Below are 13,033 nucleotides of genomic sequence, written 5' to 3'. Positions count from 1 at the left end.
CAGCCTGCCGTGGGGCGGGTGTTCCCAAGAATCTCCCACCTCTTCGCGCAGGTGGAAGATTGTTCAATGGGTTTTTGGTGAATAATGTAAATGACGGTGTGTTTTCGTTGTCGATTGGCGCCTGTTTTGGTTAAGATGGACGATGTACAGCGATATTTTGCCGACAATGAGCGGAGGATGGAAGCGATGATTTATCTTGACAACAGTGCGACGACCAAACCATTTCCCGAGGTGATCGATTCGTTCGTCGCCGTCGCAACGAACTATTTTGCCAATCCGTCGTCGCTCCATGGGCTGGGCATGAAGGCGGAGCGGCTTTTGGCGCAGGCGCGTGAACAAATCGCCGCCATGCTGCGCGTTAAGCCGAACGAAATCGTTTTTACCTCCGGCGGAACGGAGGCGAACAATTTCGCCATCAAAGGGGTCGCCTGGCAATATCAGCGGCGCGGCCGGCATATCATTACGACGAAAATCGAGCATCCGTCTGTCGCTGAACCGTGCCGCCAGCTTGAGGAGCTTGGTTTTGAGGTGACGTACTTGCCGGTCGACCGCGAAGGAAGGGTATCGGTTGAGCAAGTGGAACGCGCGCTGCGCGACGATACGATTCTCGTGTCGGTCATGCACGTCAATAACGAAGTTGGCACGGTGCAGCCGATCGAAGAAATCGGCGCCCTCTTGTCCCGCTATCCGAAAACATTGTTTCACGTCGATCGGGTGCAAGGGATCAGCAAAGTGCCGCTCGACTTGAAGCAAGCCGGTGTCGATTTATGCACGATATCGGCGCATAAATTTCACGGATTGCGCGGCGCCGGCTTGCTTTATGTCCGTGAAGGCGTCCGCTTGGCGCCGTTGATTGCCGGCGGCGGGCAGGAGCGGCAGCTTCGGTCCGGAACGGAAAATGTCGCCGCCATCGTCGCGATGGCGAAGGCGCTTCGCTTGGCGCTCGAGCGCTACGAGCGGGACATCGGCCGGCTTCAAGCATTGAAAGACGAGTGGCTTGAAGCGCTCTTGGCGATTCCAGACATCGAGATCAACACGCCGCGCGATGGCGCCGCTCCTCATATCATCAACTTTTCGTTAAAGCGCGGCGTGAAGCCGGAAGTGTTTGTTCACGAACTGGAAAAAAGAGGAATATACGTTTCGACGACGTCAGCCTGTTCATCGAAAAAAAAGGCGCCGAGCAAGACGCTTTTGGCCATGGGGCTTGGTGAAGACCGAGCCGAGCGCGGCATTCGCATCAGCTTGTCGTTTGACAACAGCCGGGAAGAAATCGCGCCGGCGGTGGCAGCCATCAAGCAGGCGATCAAAACATTAAGCGAGGTAACGGAATAAGATGATGAACTATGACCGCATTTTGATCCGCTACGGAGAAATGACGACGAAAGGAAAAAATCGGAACATCTTCGTCCGGCGTCTTAAAAACAACATTGCCCGCAAACTGCAGGCGTTCGAGCGGATTCAGATTGAATATATGCGTGACCGAATGTACATTTTATTAAACGGCGAGCCGCATGAACCGATTATCGAAAAGCTGAAAACCGTTTTTGGCATTCATTCGTTCAGCCTGGCGATGAAGTGCGAAAACGATCTGGACGCCATTAAGGATACGGCGCTCGCCGCCGTCCGCCAGCTCCCATACAAAGGAAAAACGTTTAAAGTGAGCGCCCGCCGCGTCGATAAGCAGTTTCCGTATCGAAGCGACGAGCTGAACTACGAGGTGGGGGCGCATATTTTGCGGCAGACGGACGGGCTTAGGGTCAACGTGCGCGAGCCGGATATTGACGTGCGCATTGAAGTGCGCCAAGACGGGACATATGTCACGTGCCGCGACATTTTCGGCGCCGGCGGCCTGCCGGTCGGAACGAGCGGCAAGGCGATGCTCATGCTCTCCGGCGGCATCGACAGCCCGGTTGCTGGTTATTTGGCGATGAAGCGCGGTTTGGAAATCGAGGCCGTCCACTTTTTCAGCCCGCCGTTTACAAGCGAACGGGCGAAGCAAAAAGTGATTGACCTCGTGCGCAAGTTGACGACATACGGCGGGAGAATCAAGCTTCACATCGTGCCGTTTACGGAAGTGCAGCAAGCCATTTATCAAGGAGTTCCGAACGAGTACTCGCTCATTTCCACTCGGCGGGCGATGCTTAGGATCACCGACGCGCTGCGCCGCCGCCAGCGGGCGTTGGCGATTGTCACAGGCGAAAGCCTCGGCCAAGTCGCGAGCCAGACGCTAGAAAGCATGTACGTGATCAATGAGGTGACCAATACCCCGATTTTGCGCCCGCTTGTTTCGATGGATAAACTTGAAATTATCGAGCTGGCGAAGCAAATCGGCACACATGATATTTCCATTCTTCCGTATGAAGACTGTTGCACCATTTTTACGCCAAGAGCGCCGAAAACGAAGCCAAAAAAAGAAAAAGTGTTCCATTATGAGAGCCAGCTCGACCTCGCTCCGCTTCTGGAAAAGGCAGTCAATGACACAGAAACGCTCGTCATTGATGAAGAAACAGGGCAGGGCGATGAGTTTGCCGAGCTGTTTTGAATTTCAAAATTTACCAAAAAGCATCGCTGCATATCGCCATCTGTTTTCACACATTCTATAGGTACAAGGAGGTGAAAACAGATGGCACGCAACAACAATCAATTGCTTGTTCCGGGTGCCCAACAAGCGCTCGAACAAATGAAATACGAAATCGCCCAAGAATTTGGCGTCAACTTAGGCGCTGACACGACTTCCCGCGCCAACGGTTCGGTCGGCGGAGAGATCACGAAACGCCTCGTTGCCATGGCGCAGCAACAATTGGGCGGCGCACGCCAATTCTAATTTCATAATGATGGCTTACGCGGCGGGGGCATTTCCCGCCGCTTTCATATGAGAAAAACGGTATTCAAAATAGAACGGCTATTTTGTATAATAAAGATGCCGACCAAGGCGAAACAAGACAGAGGGGGAGAGGAACGATGAGGCGGGAAGACTTGATTGCTCCCGAGCGCTACAATTTAACATCGGAAATGGAACGGCATGCGGCCGCCGGCCCGGATCGGATCGCGTTGAAATGGGAGAGCGAGCAAGGCGAAACGAAAGAGATTACATACGGCCGCTTGATGGCGCGCGCCAACCAGATTGGAAACGCTTTCTTATCGCGTGGGCTCGAAAAAGGCGATAAAGTGCTCGTCATGATGCCGCGCCTCATTGAAACATACGAAGTGTATATAGGGGCGCTCAAAGCCGGGCTTGTCGTCATCCCAAGCTCGGAGATGCTGCGGACAAAGGATTTGCAATATCGGCTCGTCCATAGCGAAGCGAAGGCGGTTGTCGCTTATGCGCCGTATACGGACGAATTTGCGCCGATTGACGGCATCGAACGTTTGACGAAGTTCGTCATCGGGGAACCCCGAGACGGATGGATTCCGCTTGAAGACGCCATGGCCAAAGAGAGCGAAACGCTTGAGGCGGCGGATACCTCGCGCGATGATATGGCGTTTTTGTCGTACACATCCGGCACGACCGGCAATCCGAAAGGGGTTGTGCATTGCCATGGTTGGGCGTACGCCCACTTGCGCACGGCTGCGAAAAACTGGCTGTGCATTGAAGAAGGCGACCTCGTTTGGGCGACGGCCGGACCGGGATGGCAAAAATGGATTTGGAGCCCGTTTTTATCGGTGCTCGGCTCAGGGGTGACCGGCTTTGTCTATTACGGCCGCTTTGAGCCGGAAAAATATTTACAGCTATTGGAAAAATACAACATCAATGTGCTGTGCTGCACGCCGACCGAGTATCGTTTGATGGCGAAAGTGCCGGACATCGGCCGCTATCATCTATCTCATTTGCACAGCGCCGTGTCCGCCGGAGAGCCGCTCAACCGCGAAGTGATCGACACGTTTGCCAAGCATTTCGGCGTCGAAGTGCGAGACGGCTACGGCCAGACAGAAAACACGCTGCTGGTCGGCGTCATGAAAGGAATGCCCATCAAGCCGGGTTCGATGGGGAAACCGACGCCAGGCAACCGCGTCGAAATTATCGATGAAAACGGCGAGCCGTGCCCGCCCGGACAAGTCGGCGACATCGCCGTCCATATCGAGACGCCGGCGCTGTTTAAGTATTATTACAAAGATCTGGAGCGGACAGCGATGCAGTTCCGCGGCGACTACTACATTACAGGAGACAAAGCGCGCAAAGACGAAGACGGCTATTTCTGGTTTGAAGGCCGCGGGGATGACATCATCATCAGCGCCGGTTATACGATCGGCCCGTTTGAAGTCGAAGACGCGCTTGTCAAGCACCCATCCGTAAAAGAGTGCGCCGTTGTCGCCAGTCCAGATGAAGTGCGCGGCCATGTTGTCAAAGCGTTTGTCGTGCTGCGCGACGGGGTCGACAAAGACGATTCGTCTCTGATTCCGGCCCTGCAAGAACATGTGAAACAGTTGACGGCGCCGTACAAATACCCGCGCAAAATCGAGTTTGTCGACGATTTGCCGAAAACGGCGTCCAGAAAAATCCGCCGCGTCGAGCTGCGCGAGCGGGAAGCCCGCCTTGTCGGCCGGTCGTCGTAAGTAGAAAGAGCCGGTTGAGCTGGCCGTTGCCAGAAGCGGAGCGATGTCCGCGCGGCGACCAAACAAGAGGGTGTCTCGTTGCGAGACACCCTCTTGCCGCATGCGCGTCGAACGGATTCGCCATTTTAGATCCGGTGTTTCGCCGGGAGAACAGACACACGCTTCACAAAAAGACGCGTTTCACTTTATCCCAGAACGAATTGTCTTTTAGGCGCACCGTTTTCACGACCCGGTCGCTCAGGCGGATGTCGATCCGTTCAATGTGCTGGATGCTGAGCGCCTCATTGTCGAGGCCGATGATCGGAAAATGGCTTGTTTCTTCCAACATTTTCAGCGTCAACGTCCGCGAGCCGCTCAAAATGAACGGCGAGCCGAGCGTCCGATAGCGGTTGCTGTTGAGCGAGGCGAGTTCGCTCACTTGAAAGCACGGCAAGAGCGGATCGACGACCGCTCCGTGCACCGATTTATTGTAGCCGGTGCTGCCGGTCGGCGTCGAGACGATAATGCCGTCGCCGCGGAACGTCTCAAAATGCAAATCGTCGATGAACACGTCGACCGCCATCGTTTTAATGATTTGCGAGCGGATCGAACATTCGTTTAAGCAGAAAAACGAAGCCGCGCCGTCGATCGTCACTTCGATGATTGGGTAGCGCCGCACTTCGAGTTTCCAATTTTTCGCCGCTTCCACCATATGATCGATGTCGTCAATATGGAAATCGCAGTAAAACCCGCGCGCCGGCAAGACGGACACGCCGACGTACAAACGGTCAGGAAGAAATCCCGTCTGCCGGACCGCCTGCAAAAACGCGCCGTCGTCGCCGATGCTGACAATGATGTTCGCTTCCCGATAGTCGTCGACAACGACAAACGGCCCGCGCTCAGCCCGTTCGATGAGCGGCTTCACTCGCCGGACGAGTTCATCGTCGCGCTTATAAAAAAAATAAAGGCGGTTGCGTTCGGTATCCATATTTTGCATCCTCCTAGTAGCGTCGAATCTTGAACCGATGTACAATGAATATTGTACCACGTTTGCCACGATTCTAAAAATATGGCAGCCGATGCAAAGGGGGGAAGATGATGAATCGAAAACGATGGACGGCGTTGGCCATCGCCGCCGCCTTGTTTGTGATCTCCGTGCTTGTTCAGGCGGTTGGCGTTCTTTTGTCCGACAAGGAGGGCGGCTGGTCGGAAAGGTGGCTGGCGCTCATGGAGTCGCCATTTAGCGAAGAAGTCATCGCCGAGGGCGACCCGTTGAAAAAAATCGCAGTGTTGGAAGTGAACGGAGTGATTCAAGATGCGGGGGAAGCGGAGTCGTTTCTTTCCTCATCACAGTACAATCACCAAACGTTTTTGCAAATGATCAAACAGGCGAAGGAAGATCGAGACGTCAAAGCGATCATCTTGCGCATTAATTCGCCGGGCGGCGGTGTCGCGGAAAGCGCGGAAATTTACGATCAGCTGATGAAGCTGAAAAAGAAGACGAACAAGCCGATTTATGTATCGATGGGGACCATGGCCGCCTCGGGCGGTTACTATATCGCGGCGGCCGGCGATAAAATTTTCGCCAGCCCGGAGACGATCACCGGCTCCATCGGCGTCATCATGCAAAGCGTCAACTATGAAGGGCTGGCAAAGAAGTACGGCGTCGAGCTTGTCACGATCAAAAGCGGGCCGTACAAAGACCTCATGAATCCGGCGCGCAAAATGACCGAAGCGGAACGGGAGATTTTGCAGCGGCTGATCAATGATTCGTATGATGCGTTTGTGGATGTGGTAGCCAAAGGGAGAAAGCTGCCGGAAGATACGGTGCGCAAGCTGGCGGACGGCCGCATTTATGACGGGCGACAGGCGAAGGCGCTCCACCTTGTCGACGAGTTCGGCTACTTGGATGACGTGATCGCTGCGCTCAAAAAAGAGCATCATTTAACCGGCGCTCAAGTCGTAAAATACGTGAACGATGCGCCGTGGAGCTCTCTCTTTGAGATGGTGTCGAACCAGATAAAGCCGGACAGCGAGGCGGCCGGGCTCATCCGCCTGTTGTCGCGCCCATCCTCGCCGCGGCTTATGTACTTGTACGCCGAATAGGGGGATCAAGAAATGGAGGACACACAATCGATGGCGCTGCCGGCGTCCATCCGTGATGCGGCGGACCCCGCTCCCCGCTACGGCGGGTTTTGGCTTCGCTTTTGGGCGTATTGCCTTGATGTCATTGTTGTCTCGAGCCTCAACCGGCTTGTCGTTTGGCCGCTTTTCCGCCTATTCGATTGGCCGCTTGAGCGGGACGGGTTGTTTGCGCCGGCCTCGGTGGCGGCGGCGGTCGTTTTTTACGCCTACTTTGTGCTGATGACGAAAGCGTTCGGGCAGACACTCGGCAAGATGGTGTTCGGTTTAAAAGTCGTCGACGAACAAGGAGGGCCGCTCACCTGGCTGACCGTGTTGTTTCGCGAAGTCATCGGCAAATTCATCAGCAAAACATTGCTGTTTGTCGGCTTTTTGTTTGTCGCCTTTTCGGAAAAGAAAAAAGGAATGCACGACCAGTTTGCCGATACGATCGTCATCCGCGAGTAGCCGGCTTTTGCGGGGCAAACGGCGTTGTTCACCTGCCATGCGGCAGGTTTATTTTTTTTCCATATGGCGACAATGATATGGTGAAAGGGAGGACGGGCCTTGAAAGTCGTAATCATAGTCGCCATAGCCGTTATGGTGTTGTTCCTTCTTGCCGCCTTCATGAAACTTTCCGTGACGGTTGTGTTTCGCCATCGGCAGGACGATGATGAATACAAAATTGTGGTGCACACGCTGTTTGGCCTCATCCGCTACACGATTCACATTCCGCTCATCAAGCTGGAAACCGAATCGGAAGCGCCCGGGGTGGCGTTCATCCACAAAAAAGGGATGGGGGAGACGCGCGGCAAGGAAGAAAAGAAAGGAAAATGGACGCCGAAAAAAATCGCCGACTTTTTTCGCGAAGCAAAACAGTTTTTGGAGCACGTCATCGATTTTCATGAAATTATGAAACAATTTTATCGCCATGTGACGATTACCAAATGGGAATGGAAGACAAACATCGGAACGGGTGATGCGGCATCGACCGGGCTGCTCGTCGGGCTTGGCTGGTCGTTGAAATACGCTATTATCGGAGCGGCGAGACGGTACATGAACATGAAAACGACCCCGGTGATTGCGATCGTTCCCGTGTACGACCGAGCCGTCTCGGAAACGTCGTTTTTATGTATGTTTCATTTCCGAATCGGGCATGCTATGGTAGCAGGATTGCGCGTCATCAAACAGTGGCGCAGGCGGCGTCCGCCAAAGCGCAGCCTTTCCGCTGCGCGACAGGCAAATGAAGGCTATTAGGAGGAATGATGATGACGAACCATCCGATCCAAGGGCTTATGACAACCGCGATGGAAAATTTAAAACAAATGATCGACGTCAACACGATTATCGGCGATCCGGTCGAGACGCCGGATGGCAGCGTCATTTTAACGGTGTCGAAGGTCGGGTTCGGGTTTGCGGCCGGCGGCAGCGAATTTATGCTTGACGGCCAGACAAACGGTCAAGGGGCGCAAACGAACGGGCAAAACGGGCAGCAACAGGGGAACGGGCACCCGTTTGGCGGCGGCAGCGGCGGCGGCGTGTCGATCACCCCGATCGCGTTTCTCGTCGTCAACTCATCGGGTGTCAAACTTCTCCATCTAGATGAAAGCACGCATTTATACGAAAAAATTCTCGATCTCGCCCCACAAGCCATCGAAAAAATCCAGGCGATGTTGAAGAAAAACAAAAAAGACGGCGCGTCTTCCACCGCGAACGATTTTGACATTTAGCCGGGCTTGGCGCTGGATCGGGTTTCGTCCAGCGCTTTGTTTTGGCGGGCTGCAGGCGAAAGGGGCGATGCGGCGAGTAAAACGATTGTAAACGCCGCCTTTTCGTTTTACTATGGAGATGGTACATATTTTTTCCTAAGGGGGAGAAGCCATGGCTCAAGTGACGTTTAAAGGCAATCCGGTCACGCTCGTCGGCAACGAAGTGAAAGTCGGCGACAAAGCGCCGGACTTCACCGTGTTGAACCAAAATTTGCAGGAAGTGACGCTCGCCGATACGAAGGGGCATGTCCGCCTCATTAGCGTCGTGCCGTCGCTTGACACCGGTGTTTGTGACGCGCAGACGCGCCGGTTTAACGAGGAAGCGTCGAAGCTTGACAACGTGAAAGTGCTGACGATCAGCGTGGATTTGCCGTTTGCGCAAAAACGGTGGTGCGGCGCCGCTGGCATCGAAAACGTTGAAGTGTTGTCCGACCATCGCGACGTCTCATTTGGACAAGCGTACGGCGTCCTGATCAAAGAACTTCGCCTGCTTGCCCGCGCCGTGTTTGTCATCGATAGCAACGACACGGTCACATACGTCGAATACGTGCCGGAAGTGACGAACCATCCGAACTACGAAGCAGCGATTGAAGCGGCGAAAGCGGCGAAATAAGGAAAACGGCTCCGATCCGTTCGGGGCCGTTTCGTTTTGGCCGCTGTTTGCCTTGCGGGGCGGGGCGGACGGACGTACAATATATAGAAGGGACATGGGCAGAAAGGGGGACGCACGCATGATGACACCCGTTGAGCGGCTGTTTGCCGTCTTGGATGAAACGGCCCGCATTTTGCAGGAGGAGCTGCAATGCACGTATTTGGAAGCTGTCGCGGAAACAGGGGAAAATTTGTTTCACGGCGACGTGCTGCAAGATGAGGTGAGCGAGCTGAACGCGAAACGGTTGAAAAAGCAATATCGCGAATTGGGGCTCGAACAGTTTCAGAACGAGCACATTCGCAAGGCGTTTCAGCTTGCCGTCTTAAAAGGGATGCGCCAGCACGTCCAGCCGAACCACCAAATGACGCCGGATGCGGTCAGTGTGTTTTTGGCCTACCTCGTCCGGCAGTTCACGCGCCCGCATTTGGCGCTAACGATTCTGGACCCGGCCGTCGGTACGGCCAATTTGCTTACAGCCGTGTTAAACGGGCTCGGCGGCCGGCAGGCGAAAAGCTACGGCGTCGACGTTGACGATCTGCTCGTCAAACTCGCATATGTCAATGCCAACTTGCAGCAGCACCCGGTGCAGCTGTTTAACCAGGACAGCCTGCGCCCTTTGTTCGTCGAACCGGCCGATGTCGTTGTCTGCGATTTGCCGGTCGGCTACTACCCGGATGACGCCAATGCTAGCCGCTTTGTGTTAAAAGCGAAAGAAGGGCGGTCGTATGCGCATCATTTGTTGATCGAGCAAAGCTTGCGCTATACAAAAGACGGCGGCTATTTGTTTTTCCTCATTCCGAACACGCTGTTTTCCAGCCCTCAGGCGGAACAGCTGAATGAATTTTTAAAAGAAACCGCCATCGTTCAAGGCTTGTTGCAGTTGCCGCTGTCCATTTTTAAACACGAGCAGGCGGCGAAAAGCATATTCATTTTGCAAAAGAAAGGCCCGATGGCGAAAGCGCCGAAACAAGTGCTGCTCGCCGAACTGCCGCGCTTTTCCAACAAGACGGCCATGCAGGCGATGATGGCGAAAATCGATGCCTGGATCGCCGGCGAAAAAGGGCGCTGACAGTCTCCAACCTGCTTGGAGGCTGTTTTTATTTTCACAACATAAAAACATTTCTTTGCAACCGATTACGAAAGAAAACGCCGCTTGAAAGGAAGAAAAGGGAGGCATACAATGAAAAAGGCATAGTGAAACAGCGCCCAATCGCGCACACTAACCGTAAGTGCGAACGGATTTTGGCAAAAAGGAGCTGTATGTTCGATGGCAAAAGTGTTAGCCGTTAATGCGGGAAGTTCTTCGTTGAAATTCCAATTGTTTGACATGCCGGCGGAAACGGTGTTAACGAAAGGAATCGTCGAGCGGATCGGCTTTGACGACGCGATTTTTACGATCGTCGTGAACGGGGAGAAACAGCGGGAAGTCACTTCCATCCCGAACCATGCCGTGGCGGTGAAACTGCTGCTTGACAAACTGATTCGCTATGGCATCATCCGGTCATTTGACGAAATTGACGGCATCGGCCATCGCGTCGTCCACGGCGGGGAGAAGTTCAGCGATTCGGTGTTGATCACCGATGAGGTGATAAAACAAATCGAAGAAGTGTCCGAGCTCGCTCCGCTTCATAACCCGGCCAACCTCGTCGGCATCCGCGCGTTTCAGGAAGTGCTGCCGAACGTGCCGGCCGTCGCCGTTTTTGATACGGCGTTTCACCAAACGATGCCGGAACAGTCGTTTTTGTACAGCTTGCCGTATGAGTATTACACGAAATTCGGCATTCGCAAGTACGGCTTCCATGGCACGTCGCACAAATACGTCACCCAGCGGGCGGCGGAGCTTCTCGGCCGGCCGATCGAGCAGCTGCGCCTCATCTCGTGCCATTTAGGCAACGGGGCGAGCATCGCGGCGGTCGAAGGCGGCAAATCGATCGACACGTCGATGGGCTTTACGCCATTAGCGGGCGTCGCGATGGGGACGCGCTCTGGCAACATCGACCCGGCGCTTATCCCATACATTATGGAAAAAACAGGAATGACCGTTAATGAAGTGATTGAAGTGCTGAATAAAAAGAGCGGCATGCTCGGCATCTCCGGCATCTCGAGCGACTTGCGCGACTTGGAAAAAGCGGCCGCCGAAGGAAATGAGCGCGCGGAACTTGCGTTGGAAGTGTTTGCGAACCGCATTCATAAATACATCGGCTCGTATGCGGCGCGCATGTGCGGCGTCGACGCCATCATTTTCACCGCCGGCATCGGCGAAAACAGCGAAGTCGTGCGGGCCAAAGTGTTGCGCGGCCTCGAGTTTATGGGAGTTTACTGGGATCCCATCCTAAACAAAGTGCGCGGCAAAGAAGCGTTCATCAGCTACCCGCACTCGCCGGTCAAAGTGCTCGTCATCCCGACGAACGAAGAGGTCATGATCGCCCGTGATGTCATGCGGCTGGCGAATTTGTAAGCGGATTGTAATAAAAAGAATCGTTGCAGCCATTTTGGCCAAAACAGCTGCCCCAAACAAACGGGGCAGCCATTTTTTTTTGTTTTGCCGCTTTGGTGCGCTTGATTCTTGTTTCAACAACTCCGGACGGAGATGAGAAGACGGATTTGGCATCGAAGCGGCGTTATTTGCGGCCACGTTTAAGACAGGAGAGCCGGCGATTGGGCTGGCGGCGTTTTTCCAAAAGAAACAACCGCAATTTTTACGTTAAACGGAGGGATCACCGATGTCGTCATGGGCGGAACTGCTGAAAGGAAAAGTGGCGGTCGTCACCGGCGCCTCACGCGGCCTCGGGCGCGCGGATGCCTTCCCAATCCAAAGCGTTGACCGGTTCTTGGCTTGGCCAAGGCAATCCGCCGATTGACTACCCGAAGCTGCTTGATTTGTACGCGGCGGGCAAGCTGATTCAATGGCCGCTTCAAGTGAATGGGCCGCGATATGCTGCTTTTTCTTCAGTTTGCCTAATTTTTCATTCCAGCGGGCTGCGATCGATTCGCGGTGCCGTCCGATGACCGCCATCCCATCTTGCAAAATGGCCTGTAGCTTTTCACTTAGCGTACGATGCACCGCTTTTCCCTCCTTTTGCCGACTTGTCCGTTATCCATGAGTGGACAATTGCATTTTTCTTTATGTTTTAATATTATAATAATTCTGTCTATTATATAACAAATAGTTTTGTCCGAAAGTGTACAAAAAAGACGGCCGTCCGAAAACGGCCAGGCGCGCCTTCGGGACAGCCGATTGGTTGTCTTGTGGAGTGTAGGCGGAAGACATTGATTTCACGATGGGGTCTTTTCCTTTCGTTTCGCCAGCGAGAAGCAGCCGGCAAGAGTTGGGTAATTTTTGCTATACTATAGCTAACAACACAATGACAAAAGGAGATGAGGGAATGAGCACAGCTGCCCATAAACAAGAAGCTCCCAAAACCGTCCGCTGCAAAGTCATCACCGTCAGCGACACGAGAACGGAGGAAACCGACCGAAGCGGCCGGTTGATGATCGAGCTGCTCACGGAAGCCGGGCATGAGGTCGTCGGCTATGAGATCGTCAAAGACGAAGCGGACGCCATTCGCGAAGCAGTGCTTGACGGCTGCTGCCACGCCGATGTCGATGCGGTGCTCACGAACGGCGGCACCGGCATCGCCAAGCGCGACGTGACGATCGAAACGGTGAAAGCGCTGCTTGAGAAAGAACTCGTCGGCTTTGGCGAGCTGTTCCGCTTCCTAAGCTACACCGAAGACATCGGCCCGGCCGCCATGCTGTCGCGCGCCGTCGCCGGAGTGGCGATGGACACCGCCGTCTTTTGCACTCCCGGCTCCACCGGCGCTGTGCGCCTCGCGATGACGAAGCTCATTTTGCCGGAGTTGAGGCATGTGGTGAGAGAGATTCGGAAGGATAGGGAGAAGCAGCGAAAGACGCTTTGACGAAAGGAGAGGATGAGCGGAAATGGGGGGACTGACCT

14 protein-coding genes are annotated in these 13,033 nt (G+C 54.3%); 12 read left to right on the top strand and 2 right to left on the bottom strand.

The genetic code is table 11. From position 1 onward, the window contains the following. The first annotated feature begins 186 nt into the window (after nt 1-186). The 4 genes from QSJ10_RS11895 to mbcS all read left to right on the top strand — a co-directional run bounded on the left by QSJ10_RS11895 (nt 187) and on the right by mbcS (nt 4,554). Nucleotides 187-1,332 (top strand): cysteine desulfurase family protein, encoded by a 1,146-nt coding sequence (locus tag QSJ10_RS11895; protein WP_033014582.1) that lies wholly within the window; start codon nt 187-189, stop codon nt 1,330-1,332. Between the two features lie 4 nt (nt 1,333-1,336). After that, nucleotides 1,337-2,542, top strand: a complete 1,206-nt coding sequence (thiI, locus tag QSJ10_RS11890) for a tRNA uracil 4-sulfurtransferase ThiI (RefSeq protein WP_033014580.1) — start codon at nt 1,337-1,339, stop codon at nt 2,540-2,542. 81 nt (nt 2,543-2,623) lie between these two features. After that, nucleotides 2,624-2,824: an alpha/beta-type small acid-soluble spore protein gene (locus QSJ10_RS11885; protein WP_033014490.1), complete on the top strand. Its 201-nt coding sequence runs from the start codon at nt 2,624-2,626 to the stop codon at nt 2,822-2,824. Nucleotides 2,825-2,961: 137 nt separating this feature from the next. Further along, complete coding sequence (gene mbcS / locus QSJ10_RS11880; RefSeq protein ID WP_033014489.1) at nt 2,962-4,554, top strand: acyl-CoA synthetase MbcS; 1,593 nt, start codon at nt 2,962-2,964, stop codon at nt 4,552-4,554. Between the two features lie 163 nt (nt 4,555-4,717). On the opposite strand, the gene QSJ10_RS11875 is transcribed toward mbcS, so the two are convergent. After that, nucleotides 4,718-5,521, bottom strand: coding sequence for an NAD kinase (locus QSJ10_RS11875; protein WP_033014487.1), 804 nt, complete (start codon nt 5,519-5,521; stop codon nt 4,718-4,720). 110 nt (nt 5,522-5,631) lie between these two features. On the opposite strand from QSJ10_RS11875, the gene sppA reads away from it, so the two are divergent. From sppA to QSJ10_RS11840, 7 genes are all read left to right on the top strand, one after another. Next, entirely contained in the window at nt 5,632-6,639 is a 1,008-nt protein-coding gene (gene sppA, locus QSJ10_RS11870) for a signal peptide peptidase SppA (protein WP_053532820.1), read from the top strand. A 30-nt stretch (nt 6,640-6,669) separates the two neighbouring features. Next, nucleotides 6,670-7,122 carry an RDD family protein gene (locus QSJ10_RS11865; protein ID WP_100664331.1) on the top strand — a complete coding sequence of 151 codons (453 nt, stop codon included), beginning with the start codon at nt 6,670-6,672 and terminating at the stop codon, nt 7,120-7,122. A 99-nt stretch (nt 7,123-7,221) separates the two neighbouring features. Next, nucleotides 7,222-7,911, top strand: a complete 690-nt coding sequence (locus tag QSJ10_RS11860) for a DUF2953 domain-containing protein (protein WP_033014483.1) — start codon at nt 7,222-7,224, stop codon at nt 7,909-7,911. 11 nt (nt 7,912-7,922) lie between these two features. Further along, nucleotides 7,923-8,384: a GerW family sporulation protein gene (gene ytfJ, locus QSJ10_RS11855; RefSeq protein WP_033014481.1), complete on the top strand. Its 462-nt coding sequence runs from the start codon at nt 7,923-7,925 to the stop codon at nt 8,382-8,384. Nucleotides 8,385-8,535: 151 nt separating this feature from the next. After that, nucleotides 8,536-9,036 (top strand): thiol peroxidase, encoded by a 501-nt coding sequence (gene tpx, locus QSJ10_RS11850; protein ID WP_033014480.1) that lies wholly within the window; start codon nt 8,536-8,538, stop codon nt 9,034-9,036. A 118-nt stretch (nt 9,037-9,154) separates the two neighbouring features. Further along, the gene (locus QSJ10_RS11845; RefSeq protein WP_053532821.1) at nt 9,155-10,144 is read left to right on the top strand and encodes a class I SAM-dependent methyltransferase; all 990 of its coding nucleotides are present in this window, start codon (nt 9,155-9,157) and stop codon (nt 10,142-10,144) included. Between the two features lie 198 nt (nt 10,145-10,342). Beyond that, nucleotides 10,343-11,533, top strand: coding sequence for an acetate kinase (locus QSJ10_RS11840; protein WP_033014474.1), 1,191 nt, complete (start codon nt 10,343-10,345; stop codon nt 11,531-11,533). Nucleotides 11,534-11,779: 246 nt separating this feature from the next. Here the strand turns inward: QSJ10_RS11840 and QSJ10_RS11835 are convergent, their stop codons facing one another. Further along, nucleotides 11,780-12,139 carry a hypothetical protein gene (locus QSJ10_RS11835; protein WP_033014473.1) on the bottom strand — a complete coding sequence of 120 codons (360 nt, stop codon included), beginning with the start codon at nt 12,137-12,139 and terminating at the stop codon, nt 11,780-11,782. A gap of 322 nt (nt 12,140-12,461) precedes the next feature. Between QSJ10_RS11835 and QSJ10_RS11830 the strand changes: the two genes are divergently transcribed. Next, entirely contained in the window at nt 12,462-12,995 is a 534-nt protein-coding gene (locus QSJ10_RS11830; RefSeq protein WP_033014471.1) for a MogA/MoaB family molybdenum cofactor biosynthesis protein, read from the top strand. The last annotated feature ends 38 nt before the right edge of the window (nt 12,996-13,033 follow it).

Origin of the sequence: Geobacillus stearothermophilus ATCC 12980 (genome assembly GCF_030369615.1) — a bacterium.
In the GTDB taxonomy this organism is placed as follows: domain Bacteria; phylum Bacillota; class Bacilli; order Bacillales; family Anoxybacillaceae; genus Geobacillus; species Geobacillus stearothermophilus.
The sequence above is the reverse complement of the archived record's forward strand: the minus strand, read 5'-3'. Positions and strand labels throughout refer to the sequence as shown.

Bases quoted from the DNA above. Each gene is read 5' to 3' on its own strand.
- QSJ10_RS11895 (WP_033014582.1), top strand. From the start codon at position 187: ATGATTTATCTTGACAACAGTGCGACGACCAAACCATTTCCCGAGGTG.
- thiI (WP_033014580.1), top strand. From the start codon at position 1,337: ATGAACTATGACCGCATTTTGATCCGCTACGGAGAAATGACGACGAAA.
- QSJ10_RS11885 (WP_033014490.1), top strand. From the start codon at position 2,624: ATGGCACGCAACAACAATCAATTGCTTGTTCCGGGTGCCCAACAAGCG.
- mbcS (WP_033014489.1), top strand. From the start codon at position 2,962: ATGAGGCGGGAAGACTTGATTGCTCCCGAGCGCTACAATTTAACATCG.
- QSJ10_RS11875 (WP_033014487.1), bottom strand. From the start codon at position 5,521: ATGGATACCGAACGCAACCGCCTTTATTTTTTTTATAAGCGCGACGAT.
- sppA (WP_053532820.1), top strand. From the start codon at position 5,632: ATGAATCGAAAACGATGGACGGCGTTGGCCATCGCCGCCGCCTTGTTT.
- QSJ10_RS11865 (WP_100664331.1), top strand. From the start codon at position 6,670: ATGGCGCTGCCGGCGTCCATCCGTGATGCGGCGGACCCCGCTCCCCGC.
- ytfJ (WP_033014481.1), top strand. From the start codon at position 7,923: ATGACGAACCATCCGATCCAAGGGCTTATGACAACCGCGATGGAAAAT.
- tpx (WP_033014480.1), top strand. From the start codon at position 8,536: ATGGCTCAAGTGACGTTTAAAGGCAATCCGGTCACGCTCGTCGGCAAC.
- QSJ10_RS11845 (WP_053532821.1), top strand. From the start codon at position 9,155: ATGATGACACCCGTTGAGCGGCTGTTTGCCGTCTTGGATGAAACGGCC.
- QSJ10_RS11840 (WP_033014474.1), top strand. From the start codon at position 10,343: ATGGCAAAAGTGTTAGCCGTTAATGCGGGAAGTTCTTCGTTGAAATTC.
- QSJ10_RS11830 (WP_033014471.1), top strand. From the start codon at position 12,462: ATGAGCACAGCTGCCCATAAACAAGAAGCTCCCAAAACCGTCCGCTGC.